The sequence below is a fragment of the Glycomyces sp. NPDC046736 genome, from assembly GCF_040645615.1.
Lineage (GTDB): Bacteria > Actinomycetota > Actinomycetes > Mycobacteriales > Micromonosporaceae > Glycomyces.
On sequence record NZ_JBEYYO010000003.1, the window covers coordinates 243,923 to 260,152 of the forward strand.

The following is a 16,230-nucleotide window of genomic DNA, read 5'->3' on the forward strand; positions in this document are numbered from 1 at the left end:
ACGCGGGGCCGGGCCTTTCGCTATGCGCCCTCGGGTTCGTCCTCCTCGTCGAGGGGGACCTCGATGCGCTGCTCGGCCGCGTCCTGCGGGTCGGCCTCGTCCGGTACGGCGCCTTCGGGGTCGGCGACCGGCGTCTCCGGGTCCTCGTCCCTCGCCGGCTCCGCGGAGCCGGCGAGGTCGAACTCGGAGAGCAGGTCGTCCTCGCCCGCCCATTCCTGGTGAAAGTTCATATAACCCACGGTAGACGCGCCCGAGGCGGTGCGGCGAGTGAACCACCAGGTAGCCTGAGACCTGACTTCACACGTCCGTCGGTGACACTTCACCCGGGCGCAACACATCGAGGCCATAGACAGCGGCGTCTGGGTCCCGCCCCCGGTCGGGGAGCAAGCAACGACTTGACTAAGGAGCAGGCAGCATGCCTATCGCAACACCCGAGGAATACAACGAGATGCTCGACCGGGCGAAGGCCGGCTCCTTCGCCTACCCGGCCATCAACGTGACCTCGACCCAGTCGCTCAACGCCGCGTTGGCCGCGTTCGCCGAGGCCGAGTCCGACGGCATCGTGCAGGTCTCCACCGGTGGCGCCGAGTACCTCTCGGGCCCCACCGTCAAGGACAAGGTCACCGGCGCCGCCGCGCTGGCCGCCGCCGCGCACGAGATCGCCAAGAACTACCCGGTCAAGGTCGCCCTCCACACCGACCACTGCCCGAAGAACCACCTCGACGGCTTCGTGCGGCCCCTGCTGGCCATCTCCGAAGAGCGCGTCGCCCGTGGCGAGGAGCCGCTGTTCCAGTCGCACATGTGGGACGGCTCGGCCGTGCCGCTGGCCGAAAACCTGGAGATCGCCCAGGAGCTCCTGGCCCGCACCTCCAAGGCGAAGGTCGTCCTCGAAGTCGAGATCGGCGTCGTCGGCGGCGAAGAGGACGGCGTCGAGGCCGAGATCAACGAGCAGCTGTACACCACGGTCGAGGACGCCCGCGCCACCGTCGCGGCCCTCGGTTCGGGTGAGAACGGCCGTTACATGACCGCGTTGACCTTCGGCAACGTGCACGGGGTGTACAAGCCGGGCAACGTGCACCTGCGTCCGGAGATCCTCAAGGACATCCAGGACGAGATCGGCAAGGAGACCGGTAAGGACAAGCCGTTCGACCTGGTCTTCCACGGCGGTTCGGGTTCGACCGCGCAGGAGATTTCCGACGCGGTCGACTACGGCGTCATCAAGATGAACATCGACACCGACACCCAGTACGCGTTCACGCGTCCGATCGTCGACCACATCTTCAAGAACTACGACGGCGTGCTCAAGGTCGAGGGCGAAGTGGGCAACAAGAAGGCCTACGACCCCCGCGCCTACGGCAAACTCGCCGAAGCCGGCATGGCCGCCCGCATCGTCGAAGCCTGCCAGCAACTCCGCAGCGCGGGCAACAAGATCAAGTAGCTCAAGCAAGAAGAGGGGCCCGGCCGCTGAGCGGCCGGGCCCCTCTGCGCTGCTGGTCACTCTATCGAGGGAGACCGTTTCGGCTTCCGGAACCGCTCGTTGTCTGGGTATCCTCGTATGTGTTCCTCGGCTTTGTTTGGAGGCCTGATGCTTGACGTCCTGCTGCCACCGCCGCCGCGAGACTCCGGTTGGGAGTCCGACGATCTGGACATGTACGACCTTCCAGATCACGTCGAACTCATTTACGGAGCCCTCGAACTCATGATGAGCCCCCAACGTACTTGGCACCATCTCATCATCCGCAGACTCGCCAATGCTCTCGAATCCGTCGCCGAACCGCAGTGGCAGATCGAGCAGGAGATGACCGTTCGGATCAACCGCAAGAACCGCCCAGAACCGGACCTGCTGCTGGTCAAGCCCAGCATGGAGTACACCCCGGCGACCAAGTGGTTCTACCCTGAAGACGTCGGACTGGCCGTCGAGGTCGAATCGCCGGAGTCGGAGACTCGCGACCAAGAGCTGAAACCGGCGATCTACGCGCTCGGTCGTATCCCGTACTACCTTCGGGTGTCCGAAGGCGAGGGTTTCGTGCCGATCATGCATCTGTACAAACTGGTCGACGGGAAGTACCAGCTGGTCAGCGAGCACGAGGGGCGACTGGTCATGGACGAGCCGGTCAAGATCGACGTCGAGATCAAAGCGCGTTAGCCAAACGAAAGTAAGGGGCGGCGGGCCAAAGGCCCGCCGCCCCTTACTTGCTTGTGTTACTTGGCGAACCAGACCGTGGCGTTGGCCGGGAGGTTGCCGCCTGCGAGGTCGGCGCTGGCGAGGACGACTTCGGTGCCGTAGCGGTCGACCGGGACGGGTTCGTCGCTGAAGTTGGTCACCACAACCACCACGCCGTTGTCGAAGGCGAAGGCGTTGTCGCCCGGCTCTTCGAGCCAGGTCAGGCCCGTCGCCTTGTGCTGGCGGCGCAGGGCGATCGCCTTGCGGTAGAACTCCAGGGTGGAGCCCTCGACACCGTCTTCGGCCTCGACCGAGAGGTCGGTCCATTCGGCGGGCTGGGGGAGCCAGGCGCCGTTCGCACCGAACCCGAGCGAGGAGCCCTCACGCGTCCACGGGAGCGGGACGCGGCAGCCGTCTCGGCCGATCTGTTCGCCGTTGGTGCGGAAGAACGTGGGGTCCTCGCGGACCTCGGCGGGCAGGTCGAGCACTTCGTTCAGGCCCAGTTCCTCGCCCTGGTAGACGTAGACGACGCCCGGGAGCGACAGCAAGAGTTGCGTCGCGGCCTTGGCGCGGGCCAGGCCGGTCTCGCCGTCGCCGTAGCGGGTGACGTGGCGCTGCACGTCGTGGTTGGACAGGACCCACGTGCACGGGGCGCCGACGCCCGCGTTGTTGGCGATCTCGTCGTCGATGGCCTTGCGGAAGTCCACGGCCTTGAACGGGGCGAGCACCAGGTCGAAGTTGAACGCCTGGTGGAGCTCGTCGGAGCGCAGGTACAGCGAGCGGCGCTCGGCCGAGTCGGTCCACGCCTCGGCCACGAAGATCCGGTCGCCGTCGTACTCCTCGATGATCGGGCGCCACGTGCGGTAGATGTCGTGCACGCCGTCCTGGTCGAAGAACGGGGCCTGCGTGGTGCCGATCATCTCGATCGTGCCGTCGCCGCCGGTGTCGGGCAGGCCCTTGGCCTTGACCATGCCGTGCGCGACGTCGATGCGGAACCCGTCCACGCCCCGGTCGAGCCAGAACCTGAGGATCGACTTGAACTCCTCGTGGACCTCGGGGTTCTCCCAGTTCAGGTCCGGTTGGGTCGCATCGAACAGGTGCAGGTACCACTGCCGGCCGTCGTCGGTCTTGGACCAGGCCGGGCCACCGAAGATCGACTGCCAGTTGTTCGGGGGCACATCGGGCTTCGCGGGGTCGACGTCGCGGAAGTGGTAGCGCTCGCGCTCGGGCGAGCCCGGGGCCGAGGCGATCGCGGCCTTGAACCAGGCGTGCTCCGAGGAGGTGTGGTTGGGGACGATGTCGGCGATGAGGCGGATGCCCGCGGCGTGGGCGTCGGCGAGCATCCGGTCGAAGTCGTCGAGGTTCCCGAAACGCGGCTCGATCGCGCGGTAGTCGGAGACGTCGTAGCCCGCGTCGTTCTGGGGCGAGGCGAAGAACGGCGAGAGCCAGATGGCGTCGACGCCGAGTTCGGCCAGGTAGGGGATGCGGGAGCGGATGCCCTCCAGGTCGCCCATGCCGTCGCCGTTCGCGTCGGCGAAGGAGCGCGGGTACACCTGGTAGATGACCGCGTCGCGCCACCATTGTTGACTCATCGGTGAGTTCCCTTCTCAGTCTCGGGGCGCCGCACCGGTGGAACCGCGTACGACGAGTTCAGGTCGGAACAGGTATTCCGACGACGGCGTGGGCTGCCCGGCGATCTCGTCGAGCAGCGCCCGGGCGGCGGCGGTGGCGATGTCGCGCACCGGCTGCCGCACGGTCGTGAGCGGGGGGTTGGTGTGGGCGATGAGAGGGGAGTCGTCGTAGCCGACGACGGAGAACTCGGAGGGGACGTCCAGGCCGCGCTCCTGGCCTGCGCGGATCGCGCCCAGCGCCATCATGTCCGAGCCGCACACGACGGCCGTCGCGCCGCGGTCGATCAGGCGCGAGGCGGCGGCGTGGCCGCCCTGCTCGCCGAACAGCGTCAACTCGATCAGTTCGGGGCCGACGCCCTGCATGGCGGCCCGGTAGCCGGAGATCTTGCGGCGCACCGGCCAGTACCGGTCGGGCCCGGAGACCAGGCCGATCCGGGTGTGCCCGAGCCCGGCGAGGTGCTCGACGGCGATCCGCGCGGCCACGGTGTCGTCGCACGAGAACGAGGCGGCTTCGACGCCTTCGGGGTGCCCGGTCACGAACGCGACGGGAAGTCGCTTGTCTTTCAGTTCCTGGTAGCGCTCGGTGCTGGCGGCGGTGTCGGCGTGCAAGCCTGAAACGAAGATGATCCCGGCGACCGCTCTCTCGCGGAGCATCTCCACGAACTCGTCCTCCGACACGCCACCGGGCGTCTGGGTGCACAGCACCGGCGTGTACCCCGAACCGGCCAGTACGTTGGAGATGGTCTGCGCGTACAGGGGGAAGATCGGGTTCTCCAGTTCGGGCACGACCAGGCCGATGAGGCCGATAGCGTGCTTGCGGAGAGCTTGGGGGCGTTCATAACCGAGCACGTCGAGAGCAGTGAGGACGGACTGTCGGGTCTGCTGACCGACGCCGGGCTTGTCGTTGAGCACCCGGGACACCGTTGCCTCACTGACCCCGGCCTGCCGGGCGATGTCAGAGAGTCGAAGCCGCATGATGACAGACTAGCCTATCTGAAACTTGGCAACAGTTTGATTGCAAGGCTTTCCCACTTCTGAAACATCTTGCTAATATCCGAGGGAGTCGGGACGCGAGTCCCCGGACCAGCGGCCCCCGCCCCGGGGCCCCTCAATGAGGAGAGAAGTCATGCGTAGAAGGACCCTGGGTATCACCGCCGTCTCGGCCGCCGCGCTCGGCGCCGCAGCCGCCTGCGGTTCGGACGAGGACCCGAAGAACGAGGAGTCCACCGAATCGTTCTCCGGCGAGCTCGTGATCTGGGCCGACGAGACCCGCACGCCCGTGCTCAAGGAGTTCGTCAAGGACTTCGAGAACTCCGTGGGCGTCAAGGTCATCGTCGAAGAGCACGTCGAGACCCTCCGCGAAGACTTCCTCACCGCCGCCGAGCAGGGACAGGGCCCCGACATCGTCGTGGGCGCGCACGACTGGTCCGGCCAATTCGCCGCCGACGGCGTCATCGCGCCGATCACCCTCAACGAGAACCAGAAGGCCGCGCTCGCCGAAGCCTCCGTCAAGGCCTTCACCGTCGACGGCAACCTCTACGGCGTCCCCTACGCCATGGAGAACATCGCGCTCATCCGCAACACCGACCTCGCGCCCGAGGCCCCCGCCACCTTCGAAGAACTCATCACCGCAGGCCAGGCCGCCGGCACCGACGAGGTCCTCACCATGGAAGTCGGCGTCGACGGCAACGCCTACAGCGCCTACCCGCTGTTCTCCTCCATGGGCGGGTACCTGTTCAAGGACGACGGCACCGGCACCCTCGACCCCAACGACGTCGGCGTCGACTCGCCCGGCGGCGTCGCCGCGTTCGAGAAGTTCGCCGAACTCGGGGCCGACGGCATCCTCAAGACCACCATCGACTCCTCGAACACCATCCCGTTCTTCGTCGACGGCAAGACCGCGTTCATGATCTCCGGCCCCTGGGCCCTCACCGACGTCCAAGGCGCGGGCCTGAACTACGAGGTCACCGCCATCCCCGGCTTCGAAGGCCAGAACCCGGCCTCGCCGTTCCTCGGCGTCCAGGGCTTCTACGTGTCCAACACCGCCGGGAACGCCGTGTTCGCCCAGGAGTTCGTCACCAACTACGTCCTCACCGAGGACCTCCAGGTCAAGCTCGCCGAAGCCGGCGGGCGCCTCCCGGCGCTCACCGCCGCCGCCGAGACCTTCTCCGAAGGCAACACCGACGTCCAGGGCTTCGCCGCCGCCGGCGAGAACGCCGTCCCGATGCCGAACATCCCGGCCATGAACGCCGTCTGGGAGCCCTTCGGCCGCGCCCAGGCCGACGCCGTCGACGGCGTCTCCACCGGCGCCGACGCCGCCGCGACCGCCGCGCAGTCCATCCGCGACGCCGTCGCCGGATAACCCCCGCTCCACACCCGACGAGCGAAGGAACGCACAGTGCTCGACCAACGTTCCCGGACGGCCGGACCAACGACCGCCGCGGGCCTGATCATCAAGATCGGCGTACTCGCGGTGGTCGCCGCGCTGGCCGTCTGGGCGGCGTTGCCGCTCATCGCAGCCGGGGCCTGGTGGGGCCTGGCGCTGGAGGCGGCCGTAGTCGCCATCGTCTTCTACGTCTACCTCCAGCGCCGGGCCGTCCAGCTCAAATACCTCATCCCCGGCACCCTGCTGCTCATCGCCTTCCAGATCCTCCCGGTCTTCCTGACCGTCGGCACCTCCTTCTCCAACTACGGGGACGGGCACCGCGTCGACAAGGAGACCGCGACCGAGGCGATCATCGCCGCGGGCGTCCAGCAGACCCCCGGCGGATCGACCTACCTCCTGGCCGTCGGCGAGTCCGCCTCCGGCGAGCTCACCCTGCTCCTGACGAACACCGAGGACCGTTCCACCTGGGCCGGCACCGAAGAGGGCCTGGTCGAACTCGAAGGCGCGACCCTCGACGAGGCCGGCCGCATCACCGCCGCCCCCGACTACACGGTGTGGACGCTCGCCGACCTGAACGAGCGCCAAGGCGAACTGGCCGAGCTCGCGGTCCCGACCGGCGAAGACTCCGGCATCAAGGTCCAGGGCCTCTCGGCGTTCGAGGGCATCTCGACGCGCTCCTACGACGAGGCCTGCGACTGCATCACCGACTCGGCCACCGGCACCGTCTGGCACGCCGACGACGAGACCGGCACGTTCGTCACCGACGACGGCAAGGCCGCGCTGGTCGGGTGGCGCGTGGGCATCGGGGCCGACAACTACCTCGACGTGATCACCGACCCCAAGATCCGCGGGCCGTTCCTCGGCGTGTTCGCCTGGAACATCATGTTCGCGGCCGGGTCGGTCCTGTTCACGTTCGCGATCGGCCTGGGCACCGCGATGGCGCTCAACAAGCCGTCGATGCGGGGCACCAAGGTCTACCGGGCCCTGATGATCCTGCCGTACGCGATGCCCTCGTTCGCGATGCTGCTGGTGTGGGCGCAGATGTTCAACCGCGACTTCGGGCTGATCAACGACCTGTTCAACCTCAACGTGAACTGGTACGGCGGCACCTGGTCGGCCCGCGCGATGGTCCTCATCGCCAACACGTGGCTGGGCTGGCCTTACATGTTCCTGATCTCGCTCGGCGCGCTCCAGGCGCTGCCCTCGGACTCGCTGGAGGCGGCCAAGATCGACGGCGCGACCGGCGTGACGGCCTTCCGCAAGATCACGCTGCCGTTGCTGCTCATCGCTCTTACGCCGCTGCTGATCTCGTCGTTCGCGTTCAACTTCAACAACTTCAACGCGATCGAGCTGCTCTCGGGCGGCAACCCGTTCAAGGCCGGGGACGCCGTCGGCGGGACCGACCTCTTGATCACGTACGCGTTCCGGCAGGCCTTCGGGGCCTCCAGCGCCGACTACGGCTTCGCTTCGGCGATCAGCGTGTTCATCTTCCTCATCGTGGCCACGATCTCGGCGGTCATGTTCCGCTTCACCCGCAACCAAGAGGACGTGTACTCATGACCGTCGGCGAGAAGCGCAAGGGGCGGCACCCGTTCGCGAAGTGGGCCACCGAGTTCGGCTGGCGGCACGTCGTGGCGCTCACGGTGCTGGTGTTCGGGCTGATCCCGATCGTGTACGTGATCTCGGCGGCGTTCAACCCGAACGGGACGCTGTCCTCGACGAGTCTGCTGCCGACCGGGTTCAGCCTGAACAACTTCGAGAAGCTGTTCACCGACGACAACGTGCCGTTCGCGAGCTGGTTCATGAACTCGCTGGTGATCGCGGTCCCGGCGGCGTTCATCTCGATCCTGATCTCGTCGCTGGCCGCTTACGCGTTCAGCCGGTTCCGGTTCAAGGGGCGGCGGCCGATGCTGCTGTTCCTGCTGCTGATCCAGATGTTCCCCGCGTTCCTCGCGGTGGTGGCGCTGTACCTGATCTTCGGGACGATCGGCGAGTTCTACCCGGTGGCGGGCCTGAACACGAAGCTCGGGCTGATGCTGGTGTACATGGGCGGGGCGCTCGGCGTCTCGACGTGGCTGATGAAGGGGTTCTTCGACACGATCCCCAAGGAGCTCGACGAGGCGGCCACGATCGACGGCGCCTCGCACGCGCAGATCTTCTTCGGGATGATCCTGCCGCTGGCGACGCCGATCATCGCGATCTCGGGGATCCTGGCGTTCGTGGGGACGATGAACGACTTCATCCTCGCGTCACTGTTCCTGACCGACCGGCCGGAAATGACGCTCGCGGTCGGACTCAAGACGCTGACGGCCGAGAACTCGCCAGCGAGCTATTTCGGGATCTTCGCGGCGGGGACGCTGTTGACCTCGGTGTTGACGGTGGGGGTGTTCATGAGCCTCCAGCGGTACATCGTCTCAGGCCTGACCGGCGGTGCCGTGAAGGGCTGATCCGTCCACGTCGCGTAGCCCCCGCTCTCACGGGGGTGACCGGGCCCGGCACGCAGGGAGCCTCCCTCCTGGCGTCCCGGGCCCTTCAGACGGTGGGAAAGACCCCCAGCAAGCAACCGGGCCACAAGGACATCCTCGACGACTTCAAAAGCCGAGGCCACATCTCAATCCCAATGCTCGTCCAAACCGGGCTGTACCCCTGCCACATAGCGGGCAACGCCCACTTCCACCAGATGGTGGCCTACTTCTCCCAAGCAGACGCAAATGCGATCGCCCAGGCCTGCCCACCAAGCGACTAATTGGCGAACCCCTGACGCAGGAACGATTCGATAGACTCGATCGGTGAAGTCTCGGCCCAATTCCGACTAGGTCGAGATCGTCTCCAGTCGTTCCTGCGAAAGGCCACTACCCCCGTGACCACCGCTAAACACGGCGGATCCCTCCCGAAAAGTTCGCCTCGCCGATCCGGCGCTTCTTCGGGTCCCGCTTCCCCGAGCACCCCCACCAGACCCACCCGCACGCCAGGCCGCTTCCACTCGGATGGCGATCCGATGCGAGACCTGGGACCTGGACGCGAAACCCACCCGGAGGAGTGGCAGCGGCTGATCCAGGAGGCCGAGGATAAGGGCGTCGAGATCCGGTCTCGGCCAGGCGGCATCGCCTACAACCCTGGGGGTCCGGGGGACCCAGGGCAGATCATCCTCGACCCGGATGCGTCTATCTGGGCGCTGCGCCACGAGATGAGCCACATGCGGGACAACGAGGCGGCAGGCTGGCCCGGAACGCGGGCGGCATATGACCGCAGGTTCCTCGCAGCGTCGGAAGAGCGTTCGTACAACCTGGAGATCGACGGAGCGCGCGCGATGGGGAGGGACGACCTCGCCGACCAACTCGTGGAACTGCGCGACACTCGACTGCGGGAGATCAAAGGCAACCTGGACCTCGGAGAGGATCTCCTCCCGCGGGAGGTCACCAATGAAATCTTCGGTGACTGGGATTTCCCGTCGGGACTGTGACCGGTGGCCAGGAACAAGCCGCGTCGCAGGACCGGCTATATCGTTGACATTGAAAGCGAGGGGTCCGAGTGTTGTTCGAATATGATGAGACGTTTTCTCCGATGTCCACTGCGGAGTTGCGGGCGGTTGTGGAGTCGCCGGGGCGGTCTGTGGTGTATCGAGCTCGGTGCATTTCGGAGCTTGGGCGGCGGGCCGCCGGGGAGGCCGGGGTCGTCGAGGATCTGTTGCGGTGGGCCGCGGATGCTTCGATGCGGCGGAGCAAGTGGGTCGGGACGGTGAGCCTGGCGGGCGTGGCGGCGGCTGCGGTGGGGTATTCGCAGGAGGACCCGGCGATTCGGGGCAGGCTGCGGGAAGTCCTCGAAGGCTGGGACCCGTATGAGAGCGGCGACCTCGTGTTCTGGACCAAGAAGGAGCCGTGGCTGCGGGACATGGCCGATATCGGCGAGTGAGGAGCCGCCCGGTGGGCGGGCCCCCAATGTCGTTCACGAGGGCAATTCTCCTGCGACGACGATATCTTGAGCGCGGCTCAGCATCGCTTCTCGAATGGGTTTCGGTTGGTGGGGCCGTGTCTTGGGGTCGGGTTTCTTCGTTGAGTGCTTCGAACGTGTCCGGGTTCGAAGGGGGAAGCCGTTGTCTGGCAAGGATCTGGCGGAAGTTTGTGGTGTCGCGCGGTTCGAGGAGTGCGCTGCGGAGTTGACCGATCCGCGTGGGATGCGGGGCCGGTGCTATCCGCTGTCGGTGTTCGTCGCGGTCGCTTTGGCGGGGCTGTTGTGTGGGAGGAACACACCGTTGGAGTGGGCCAGGTGGGCCGGGGAGGCGCCGGAGGTGGTGGTGCGTGCGCTGGGTGGGATCGGCATCGAGGTCGGGGGCGTCTCGTGGTGGTCGCTGCCTTCGTACAACCGCCTGGTCGAGGTGCTGTCCGGGCTCGATCCTGTTGAACTGGCCCGTTTCGCTTCCCGGATCGTCCCGGTGGCCGAAGGCGAGGCGACCGACCTGGTGCGGCAGGTCCGGTCCGACGGGAAGCGCCCGGTGGGTGCCGGGCGCGGCACCGGGGACGGGTCGAAGCTGATCGTGGTGGGCGCCTTGGCCGACCGGGGCGGTCTCGGCGGCCAGACCATGACTGATGAGGGCGAGGAGATCGCCGCGCTTCGGGCTTTGTGCGAGGGCCTGGACGTCGAGGGGGCATTGGTCAGCGCGGATGCCTTGCACTGCAACGAGGGCACCGCCCAGGCGGTGCTCGATGCCGGGGCCGACTACTGCCTCTCGCTCAAGGGAAACCGGCCACTGCTGCATACCCTGGCCAAGCACTTGCCGTGGAACGAGGTCGACAACGCGCACACCTCCCGCGAACGGGGCCATGAGCGATCGCAGATGCGGACAGTGAAGGTCCTCGCCGCTGGCGGGGCGGTGCGTCTGGACTTCCCGGGCCTGACCCAAATCGCCCGGACCCGCCACTGGACCCGCGACGAGGCCACCGGCGAAGTGAACCATCATGTCATGTTCTACCTGACCAGCCGCAACACGCGCGCCTTGCAACCGGCCGAGTTCGCCGAGGCCATCCGCGGCCATTGGGGCATCGAGCCGGCGCATGGGACGCGGGAGGTGGCCTTCGGCCAGGACCGATCGACCACGCCCGCAGGGAACCTGGCCGCGAACCTCGCCAGCCTCCACGGTGCCGCAATCGCGATCCTCAAACGCCTAGACACCGCGAAGGCCAAGGACAGCAACGACGTCACCGCCTGGAACGACCACCTCAGCAACCATCCCTACACCACACCACTAGAAATCCTCGGCATCACCCACGACAAACAAGAGCTCCAAGCGTGCTTACCTCATGAAAGCCGTGCACTGCCCCTGAGATCCCGCCCGCGCACGGGGTTGGTCTGCGTGGCCGGGCCCGTTGGGCCCGGAGTTAGAGCGGCGGCGACAACGAGGTGTGGGGCCGGTCCTGGTTGGCGCTCGGCTTTCTGCGGCGGGTGGGCCCGGGTCTTTTGGCGGCGACAACGAGTCGGGCGGCGGCCTGGGGTGGCTTTTCGTGGCCGGGTTCGTTGGGGTTGGGGTTCAGGCGGCGGCGACAAAAGGGTGGGCGGGGAGCCGGGGTTGGTTTTCGTGGTGGGGTTGGGTTGGTGGCGCGGCGGGGGTTGTGACCTGGGAATATGAGTAGTCTTTCCCCTTGTGGGTGATGACAGTGTGTCTGGGTGGTTCTATCATTGAACCAGTACAAGGAAGCGAAAACCACGATCTTGTTTGAGGAGGTGTTTCCGATGGCAACCGATACCGCGACTCCGACTCGCACGGAGAAGTCCACTGCCATCCACACGCTCCTCGACGAAGCCGCGACTGCCATCAATGATTTCCATGCCCGTGTGCTCGCAGCGGTGATGGAGGCGCAGGCGTGGAAGATCCACCGGGATGTCGACGGGTACTCAGGGCTGCGGGATTGGTTGTGTGCGAAGTTCGACTTCCACACCCGGGTCGCTGCCGACATCGCAGCGATCGCTCGCCTGTCGCGCAAGTTCCAGACCCTCGCTGCTGCTGCCACCACGGGGGCGGCTCGGATTGATCAGGTCGCTTATGCGGTAAGGCAACTCGACCGCACTCCTGCCATGCGCTTGTTCGCCCGCACCCCGTTCCGGGCACCGGTGGTCTCCCCCTTCGACCCCAAGGTTTCCTGCGCCACGCCCGAACACCTCATCGCCGAGTACTGCGCCCATGCTCCGTTCAAAGACCTGCAACGCCATCTCGATGAACTGGCCGCGCATCTGGCTGAAGAGACCGAGCTGCTCGAAACCCTTGGGGAGCAGTCCCTGCAATGGATCGAACTGACCGAACAGGGCAACGGCATGTGGTCGCTCTCCGGCGAACTCGCTGATGAGACCGGGCGGTTGCTCGACAAGTATTTGAAGACCGCCTGCCTGCCCCCGCGCCAAGAAGAGCAGGACAGTGAAGGCGTCTTGCCTGCGAAGGCGAACCGGGATGCCGAAGCGCTGCATCAGCTCTTGGCGGGCTACGGGACCAGCCCCGAGGCCACCACTCGGCATGGTCACACCGCGACCCTCGACCTCGCCGTGGACATCGAGACGTTGCAGGGCAAGGACACTGACCGGGTCCCGACCCTCGAAGGGAAGCCGGTCTCGGTCGCTCAGGCTCGCCGCCTCGCTTGTGAAGCCAGCATCATCCCGAGCGTGTTCAACTACCAGACTGGTGAAGCGATCGAACTCGGCAGGGCCGCCCGCCTCCCCAATGTTGCGTTGCGCAGGAAGCTGGAACTCGAACAGCCCCAGGGTTGCGCTTGGTACGGATGCAACCGGCCGATCGCTTGGACCGAAGCCCACCACATCACCCACTGGGCCGACGGCGGCGAAACGACCGCCGACAACCTCATCCTCCTGTGCCGCTTCCATCACGGGCGGATCCACACCCAAGGCTGGACTGTCGAGAAAACCGGCCCCGGCAAGGCGATCATCACCCACCACGACCACGACACCGGCACCGCCGCCAAGCAAGGCGCGACCGAGTGTGGCTGTGAGGACTGGCGCTCGGATCAAGACATCGACGCGGAGAACCAAGACTCGGATTGGGATGTGTTCCCGACCGGCCTCTACCGATCGGAATGGCCGCAGACCATGAAACCCGATCTCGATGCCAGAGCCGAAGCGGTCTCAAGGGAACGAGCACACGCTGCCATCAAGAAAGCGAAGGCGCGATGTCGCGAACGCTTCGCCACCCCCACCACCAAACAACAGGCCTAACAGCCTGGGGCACCAGCATGCCCAAAACCAGCCACGCCCCAAAACCCGGGCCCAATCCCCGCCAGACAGCCGCATTCCCCGCCCCACCCAACAACACGCCTCGTTGTCGCCGCCGCCCGAACAGCAACCATCCCTAAACCAGGAAGCCCGAAAACCCCGCCCGCCCAATCACTCACCTCGTTGTCGCCGCCAAAGACCCGCGCCCACTCGCCGCGGAAAGCCGCACAACCCACCCACCCATCCACTCACCCCGTTGTCGCCGCCGCACTAACCCGGGCTCAGTCTGACCCGAACTGCTACTCCTGGTCGCTCTTGTCGAACTGCAAGCCTTGGGGAATCAAGAACTGTGCATCGGACTTGACGTCCTTGCTGCGTTTGGAAAGCAGCCATTCGGTGTACGCCTCCTGGCGTCGTTCGCGGAGCCAGCGGTGGTGTTCGAGGCGGACGGTGAGGCGGAAGGTCATGTAGGGGACGGCGAGGGCTACCAGCACGGTGACGAGCATGAGCCAGTCTTGAGCATCCATGGGGGATTATCGCGCCGCCTGGCTACTGGCTCGGCGCAGTGAAGCGGTCAGCTCCAGTGCGGGGGGCGGTCTGCCAAGAGTTCTCGGTCCCTTGCCGAGAGGGTGCGGGTCTTGCCCTTTGCTTTCGCGGGGGTGGTTCGGGGGGTTTGTTCGCCCCAGCCTCGGTCGGTGTCGTCGGAGGTCTGGTCGGGGAGGATCGCGAAGTCCTCGTCGAGTTCGACCGAGCGGTCGTCGTCGGAGACTGACATGGGATCGATGGTACGTCAGTTGACCAAGACCAGGACAAGGGTGAGGCCCTGAACACCCGGTGAACGGGGGTGCAGGGCCGGGGTCTCAGGCGGTGCCGACGAGTTCGTAGCCGGCCTCGTCGACCGCTTCACGGACGGCGGTCTCCTCGAGGGCGGCTTCGCTCGTCACCGTGACTTTGCCGGTGTCCAGGGCGACGTCAACCTTCGCGACGCCCGGGAGCGCCGAGATCTCCTCGGTGACCGCTCCTGCGCAGTGTCCGCAGGTCATGCCCTTGACGACGTAGACAGTTTCCATGTGAGTCTCCATCTGAGTTCGGGATCAGGTGCGCAGCAGGCGCGCTACGGCATCCGCGGCCTCTTTGACCTTGGCTTCGGCGGCGGCCGCGTCGCCCGAGGTCTGCGCTTCGGCGACACAGTGGGCGAGGTGCCCTTGGAGAAGATTGAGCGCCACGGCCTGGAGGCCTTTGGTGGAAGCCGAGATCTGGGTGAGGATGTCGATGCAGTACTCGTCGTCCTCGACCATCCGCTGGATACCCCTCACCTGGCCTTCGATGCGCTTCAAGCGACGCGTGAGCGCCGCCTTGTCGCTGTGGTACCAGTAGTGCTGGCCGTCCCCGTGCTGCGCATCACCAGACTGCGCATCACCAGACTGCGCCTGTGCGTGCGCCGTCTCGGCCTCGGTCCCGGTGTTCGTCTCGGTCGCCATATCGCTTCCCTCCGCCCGTCACTGTATACCCTAAGGGGGTATACCGACAACTGCTCGTCAGTCATGTACTGCGGCCCGTAATATTCCGTGCCATTGTCGCGCCACTGTGCGAGAAATTCTCCCCCCGCCCTTGTCTCCGCCCTTGTAGACCTCTAACGTGAAGCCGTCGCGTCGGACCCTCGGGTGCACCCCGCATCCGCCGCGCGGCACGCCGAATCGGTGCGGCGTCCCAGCGAGGCCGCGTTCCGCGGGCCGCCGGGAGGCGCCCGAACCGGGGAACCAGCAGTCGACCAGGCTTGGTCGACGGGGGTGAATCGCGCCTCAGCGCGCGTAGGACGACCCTTCCTTCCGTCCGAACCCGACAGCTAACCCGGTAGGCGCCCAAAGGAAGGAGCGCATCCTTGATGCGTACCAGGCGCATCGCGGCCGCCTTCGCGGCCGTCGCACTGCTACCCGCCACCGCCGCCGCGCTCACCGCCTCCCAGGCCTCCGCGCAGACCAGCGACGAGATCCAAGCCGAACTCGACGAGCGCCACGAAGCGCTCGAAGTCATCATCGAGGAGTACAACCTCAAGAACGAGGAACTCGAGGACGCCAACGAGCTGATCGCCGAGATCCAGCTCCAGCTCCCCGAACTCGAAGCGGCCGCCCTCGAAGCCAACGAGCGCATGGGCGACATCGCCGCCACCGCGTACACCGGCGGCAACATGACGATGGTCAACTCGGTGCTCTCGGGCGACCCGTCCGACTTCGCCGACCGCCTCATGTACCTCTCGAACCTCACCGACGCCGAGAACCTCCTCCTCCAGGACTCCCTCGCGCAGGTCGCCGAGCTGGAGACCCGCATGGCCGAGCTTGAAGCGCTCAAGGCCAGCGCCGACGAGATCCTCGGCGAGATCGAGGCGAAGCAGGAGACGATCGAGGACGAGATCGCCGCGCTCGAAGAGGAGTTCGACGAGGCGTACGCCGAGGAGAACCCGCAGCCGACGCGCGAGGACTGGGGCGACTACTCCGGTTCGTCGACGGTGGTGCAGTTCGCCTATGACCAGTTGGGCGACCCGTACCAGTGGGGCGGGTCCGGTCCGGACTCGTGGGACTGCTCGGGCCTGACGCAGGCCGCGTGGGCCGCGGCGGGGGTCTCGCTCTCGCACAACGCGGCGTCGCAGTGGAACGAGACGGCGCGCATCTCCCGCGACGAGCTCAAGGAAGGCGACCTGGTCTTCTACCACGGCTTGAGCCACGTGGGGATCTACATCGGCAACGATCAGATCATCCACGCCCCGAACTCGACCACGGTCGTGAAGATCGCGGACATGTACTACGGCTCGATCGACGGTTACGGCAGGCCGTAGCGAG

The 16,230-nt window shown here is 66.4% G+C and carries 17 protein-coding genes and 1 riboswitch; of the genes, 10 read left to right on the forward strand and 7 right to left on the reverse strand.

Annotated features, from left to right (window positions below):
- Positions 1 to 20: 20 nt before the first annotated feature.
- Positions 21 to 230, reverse strand: coding sequence for a hypothetical protein (locus AB0B28_RS04850; protein WP_360116562.1), 210 nt, complete (start codon positions 228 to 230; stop codon positions 21 to 23).
- A gap of 185 nt (positions 231 to 415) precedes the next feature.
- On the opposite strand from AB0B28_RS04850, the gene fbaA reads away from it, so the two are divergent.
- Together fbaA and AB0B28_RS04860 are read left to right on the forward strand one after the other, a co-directional pair.
- Positions 416 to 1,438 carry a class II fructose-bisphosphate aldolase gene (gene fbaA, locus AB0B28_RS04855; RefSeq protein WP_360116565.1) on the forward strand — a complete coding sequence of 341 codons (1,023 nt, stop codon included), beginning with the start codon at positions 416 to 418 and terminating at the stop codon, positions 1,436 to 1,438.
- 147 nt (positions 1,439 to 1,585) lie between these two features.
- A complete protein-coding gene (locus AB0B28_RS04860) occupies positions 1,586 to 2,146 on the forward strand; it encodes a Uma2 family endonuclease (protein WP_360116568.1) in 561 nt (186 codons plus the stop codon).
- Between the two features lie 56 nt (positions 2,147 to 2,202).
- Here AB0B28_RS04860 and AB0B28_RS04865 read toward each other — a convergent pair whose 3' ends face one another.
- Both AB0B28_RS04865 and AB0B28_RS04870 read right to left on the reverse strand, forming a co-directional pair.
- Positions 2,203 to 3,756 carry a glycoside hydrolase family 13 protein gene (locus AB0B28_RS04865; protein WP_360116571.1) on the reverse strand — a complete coding sequence of 518 codons (1,554 nt, stop codon included), beginning with the start codon at positions 3,754 to 3,756 and terminating at the stop codon, positions 2,203 to 2,205.
- Positions 3,757 to 3,771: 15 nt separating this feature from the next.
- Entirely contained in the window at positions 3,772 to 4,770 is a 999-nt protein-coding gene (locus AB0B28_RS04870) for a LacI family DNA-binding transcriptional regulator (RefSeq protein ID WP_360116574.1), read from the reverse strand.
- A gap of 151 nt (positions 4,771 to 4,921) precedes the next feature.
- Between AB0B28_RS04870 and AB0B28_RS04875 the strand changes: the two genes are divergently transcribed.
- The 7 genes from AB0B28_RS04875 (at position 4,922) to AB0B28_RS04905 (ending at position 13,396) form a co-directional block, all read left to right on the forward strand.
- Positions 4,922 to 6,157 carry a maltose ABC transporter substrate-binding protein gene (locus AB0B28_RS04875; RefSeq protein ID WP_360116577.1) on the forward strand — a complete coding sequence of 412 codons (1,236 nt, stop codon included), beginning with the start codon at positions 4,922 to 4,924 and terminating at the stop codon, positions 6,155 to 6,157.
- Between the two features lie 36 nt (positions 6,158 to 6,193).
- Positions 6,194 to 7,741, forward strand: a complete 1,548-nt coding sequence (locus AB0B28_RS04880) for an ABC transporter permease subunit (RefSeq protein WP_360116580.1) — start codon at positions 6,194 to 6,196, stop codon at positions 7,739 to 7,741.
- Entirely contained in the window at positions 7,738 to 8,628 is an 891-nt protein-coding gene (locus tag AB0B28_RS04885; RefSeq protein WP_360116583.1) for a sugar ABC transporter permease, read from the forward strand. Before AB0B28_RS04880 ends, AB0B28_RS04885 begins: the two co-directional genes overlap by 4 nt.
- 551 nt (positions 8,629 to 9,179) lie before the next feature.
- The gene (locus AB0B28_RS04890) at positions 9,180 to 9,644 is read left to right on the forward strand and encodes a hypothetical protein (protein WP_360116586.1); all 465 of its coding nucleotides are present in this window, start codon (positions 9,180 to 9,182) and stop codon (positions 9,642 to 9,644) included.
- Positions 9,645 to 9,892: 248 nt separating this feature from the next.
- Positions 9,893 to 10,093, forward strand: a complete 201-nt coding sequence (locus AB0B28_RS04895; RefSeq protein ID WP_360116589.1) for a hypothetical protein — start codon at positions 9,893 to 9,895, stop codon at positions 10,091 to 10,093.
- Between the two features lie 181 nt (positions 10,094 to 10,274).
- The gene (locus AB0B28_RS04900; protein ID WP_360116592.1) at positions 10,275 to 11,804 is read left to right on the forward strand and encodes an ISAs1 family transposase; all 1,530 of its coding nucleotides are present in this window, start codon (positions 10,275 to 10,277) and stop codon (positions 11,802 to 11,804) included.
- Positions 11,805 to 11,854: 50 nt separating this feature from the next.
- Positions 11,855 to 13,396, forward strand: coding sequence for a DUF222 domain-containing protein (locus AB0B28_RS04905; RefSeq protein ID WP_360116595.1), 1,542 nt, complete (start codon positions 11,855 to 11,857; stop codon positions 13,394 to 13,396).
- 296 nt (positions 13,397 to 13,692) lie between these two features.
- Here the strand turns inward: AB0B28_RS04905 and AB0B28_RS04910 are convergent, their stop codons facing one another.
- The 4 genes from AB0B28_RS04910 to AB0B28_RS04925 form a co-directional block, all read right to left on the reverse strand.
- Positions 13,693 to 13,920 carry a hypothetical protein gene (locus tag AB0B28_RS04910; RefSeq protein ID WP_360116598.1) on the reverse strand — a complete coding sequence of 76 codons (228 nt, stop codon included), beginning with the start codon at positions 13,918 to 13,920 and terminating at the stop codon, positions 13,693 to 13,695.
- 47 nt (positions 13,921 to 13,967) lie between these two features.
- Positions 13,968 to 14,168: a hypothetical protein gene (locus AB0B28_RS04915; protein ID WP_360116601.1), complete on the reverse strand. Its 201-nt coding sequence runs from the start codon at positions 14,166 to 14,168 to the stop codon at positions 13,968 to 13,970.
- 85 nt (positions 14,169 to 14,253) lie between these two features.
- Positions 14,254 to 14,475 (reverse strand): heavy metal-associated domain-containing protein, encoded by a 222-nt coding sequence (locus tag AB0B28_RS04920; RefSeq protein ID WP_360116604.1) that lies wholly within the window; start codon positions 14,473 to 14,475, stop codon positions 14,254 to 14,256.
- A 12-nt stretch (positions 14,476 to 14,487) separates the two neighbouring features.
- On the reverse strand, positions 14,488 to 14,874 hold the full coding sequence (locus tag AB0B28_RS04925; protein ID WP_360116607.1) for a metal-sensitive transcriptional regulator: 387 nt from the start codon (positions 14,872 to 14,874) through the stop codon (positions 14,488 to 14,490).
- Between the two features lie 243 nt (positions 14,875 to 15,117).
- Positions 15,118 to 15,270: riboswitch (cyclic di-AMP (ydaO/yuaA leader) on the forward strand.
- 8 nt (positions 15,271 to 15,278) lie between these two features.
- On the opposite strand from AB0B28_RS04925, the gene AB0B28_RS04930 reads away from it, so the two are divergent.
- Positions 15,279 to 16,226, forward strand: a complete 948-nt coding sequence (locus AB0B28_RS04930) for an NlpC/P60 family protein (RefSeq protein ID WP_360116610.1) — start codon at positions 15,279 to 15,281, stop codon at positions 16,224 to 16,226.
- The last annotated feature ends 4 nt before the right edge of the window (positions 16,227 to 16,230 follow it).

Excerpts from the sequence above, each read along its gene's own strand:
- AB0B28_RS04850 (WP_360116562.1), bottom strand. The coding sequence starts at position 230 with ATGAACTTTCACCAGGAATGGGCGGGCGAGGACGACCTGCTCTCCGAG.
- fbaA (WP_360116565.1), top strand. The coding sequence starts at position 416 with ATGCCTATCGCAACACCCGAGGAATACAACGAGATGCTCGACCGGGCG.
- AB0B28_RS04860 (WP_360116568.1), top strand. The coding sequence starts at position 1,586 with ATGCTTGACGTCCTGCTGCCACCGCCGCCGCGAGACTCCGGTTGGGAG.
- AB0B28_RS04865 (WP_360116571.1), bottom strand. The coding sequence starts at position 3,756 with ATGAGTCAACAATGGTGGCGCGACGCGGTCATCTACCAGGTGTACCCG.
- AB0B28_RS04870 (WP_360116574.1), bottom strand. The coding sequence starts at position 4,770 with ATGCGGCTTCGACTCTCTGACATCGCCCGGCAGGCCGGGGTCAGTGAG.
- AB0B28_RS04875 (WP_360116577.1), top strand. The coding sequence starts at position 4,922 with ATGCGTAGAAGGACCCTGGGTATCACCGCCGTCTCGGCCGCCGCGCTC.
- AB0B28_RS04885 (WP_360116583.1), top strand. The coding sequence starts at position 7,738 with ATGACCGTCGGCGAGAAGCGCAAGGGGCGGCACCCGTTCGCGAAGTGG.
- AB0B28_RS04890 (WP_360116586.1), top strand. The coding sequence starts at position 9,180 with ATGCGAGACCTGGGACCTGGACGCGAAACCCACCCGGAGGAGTGGCAG.
- AB0B28_RS04895 (WP_360116589.1), top strand. The coding sequence starts at position 9,893 with ATGCGGCGGAGCAAGTGGGTCGGGACGGTGAGCCTGGCGGGCGTGGCG.
- AB0B28_RS04910 (WP_360116598.1), bottom strand. The coding sequence starts at position 13,920 with ATGGATGCTCAAGACTGGCTCATGCTCGTCACCGTGCTGGTAGCCCTC.
- AB0B28_RS04915 (WP_360116601.1), bottom strand. The coding sequence starts at position 14,168 with ATGTCAGTCTCCGACGACGACCGCTCGGTCGAACTCGACGAGGACTTC.
- AB0B28_RS04920 (WP_360116604.1), bottom strand. The coding sequence starts at position 14,475 with ATGGAGACTCACATGGAAACTGTCTACGTCGTCAAGGGCATGACCTGC.
- AB0B28_RS04925 (WP_360116607.1), bottom strand. The coding sequence starts at position 14,874 with ATGGCGACCGAGACGAACACCGGGACCGAGGCCGAGACGGCGCACGCA.
- AB0B28_RS04930 (WP_360116610.1), top strand. The coding sequence starts at position 15,279 with ATGCGTACCAGGCGCATCGCGGCCGCCTTCGCGGCCGTCGCACTGCTA.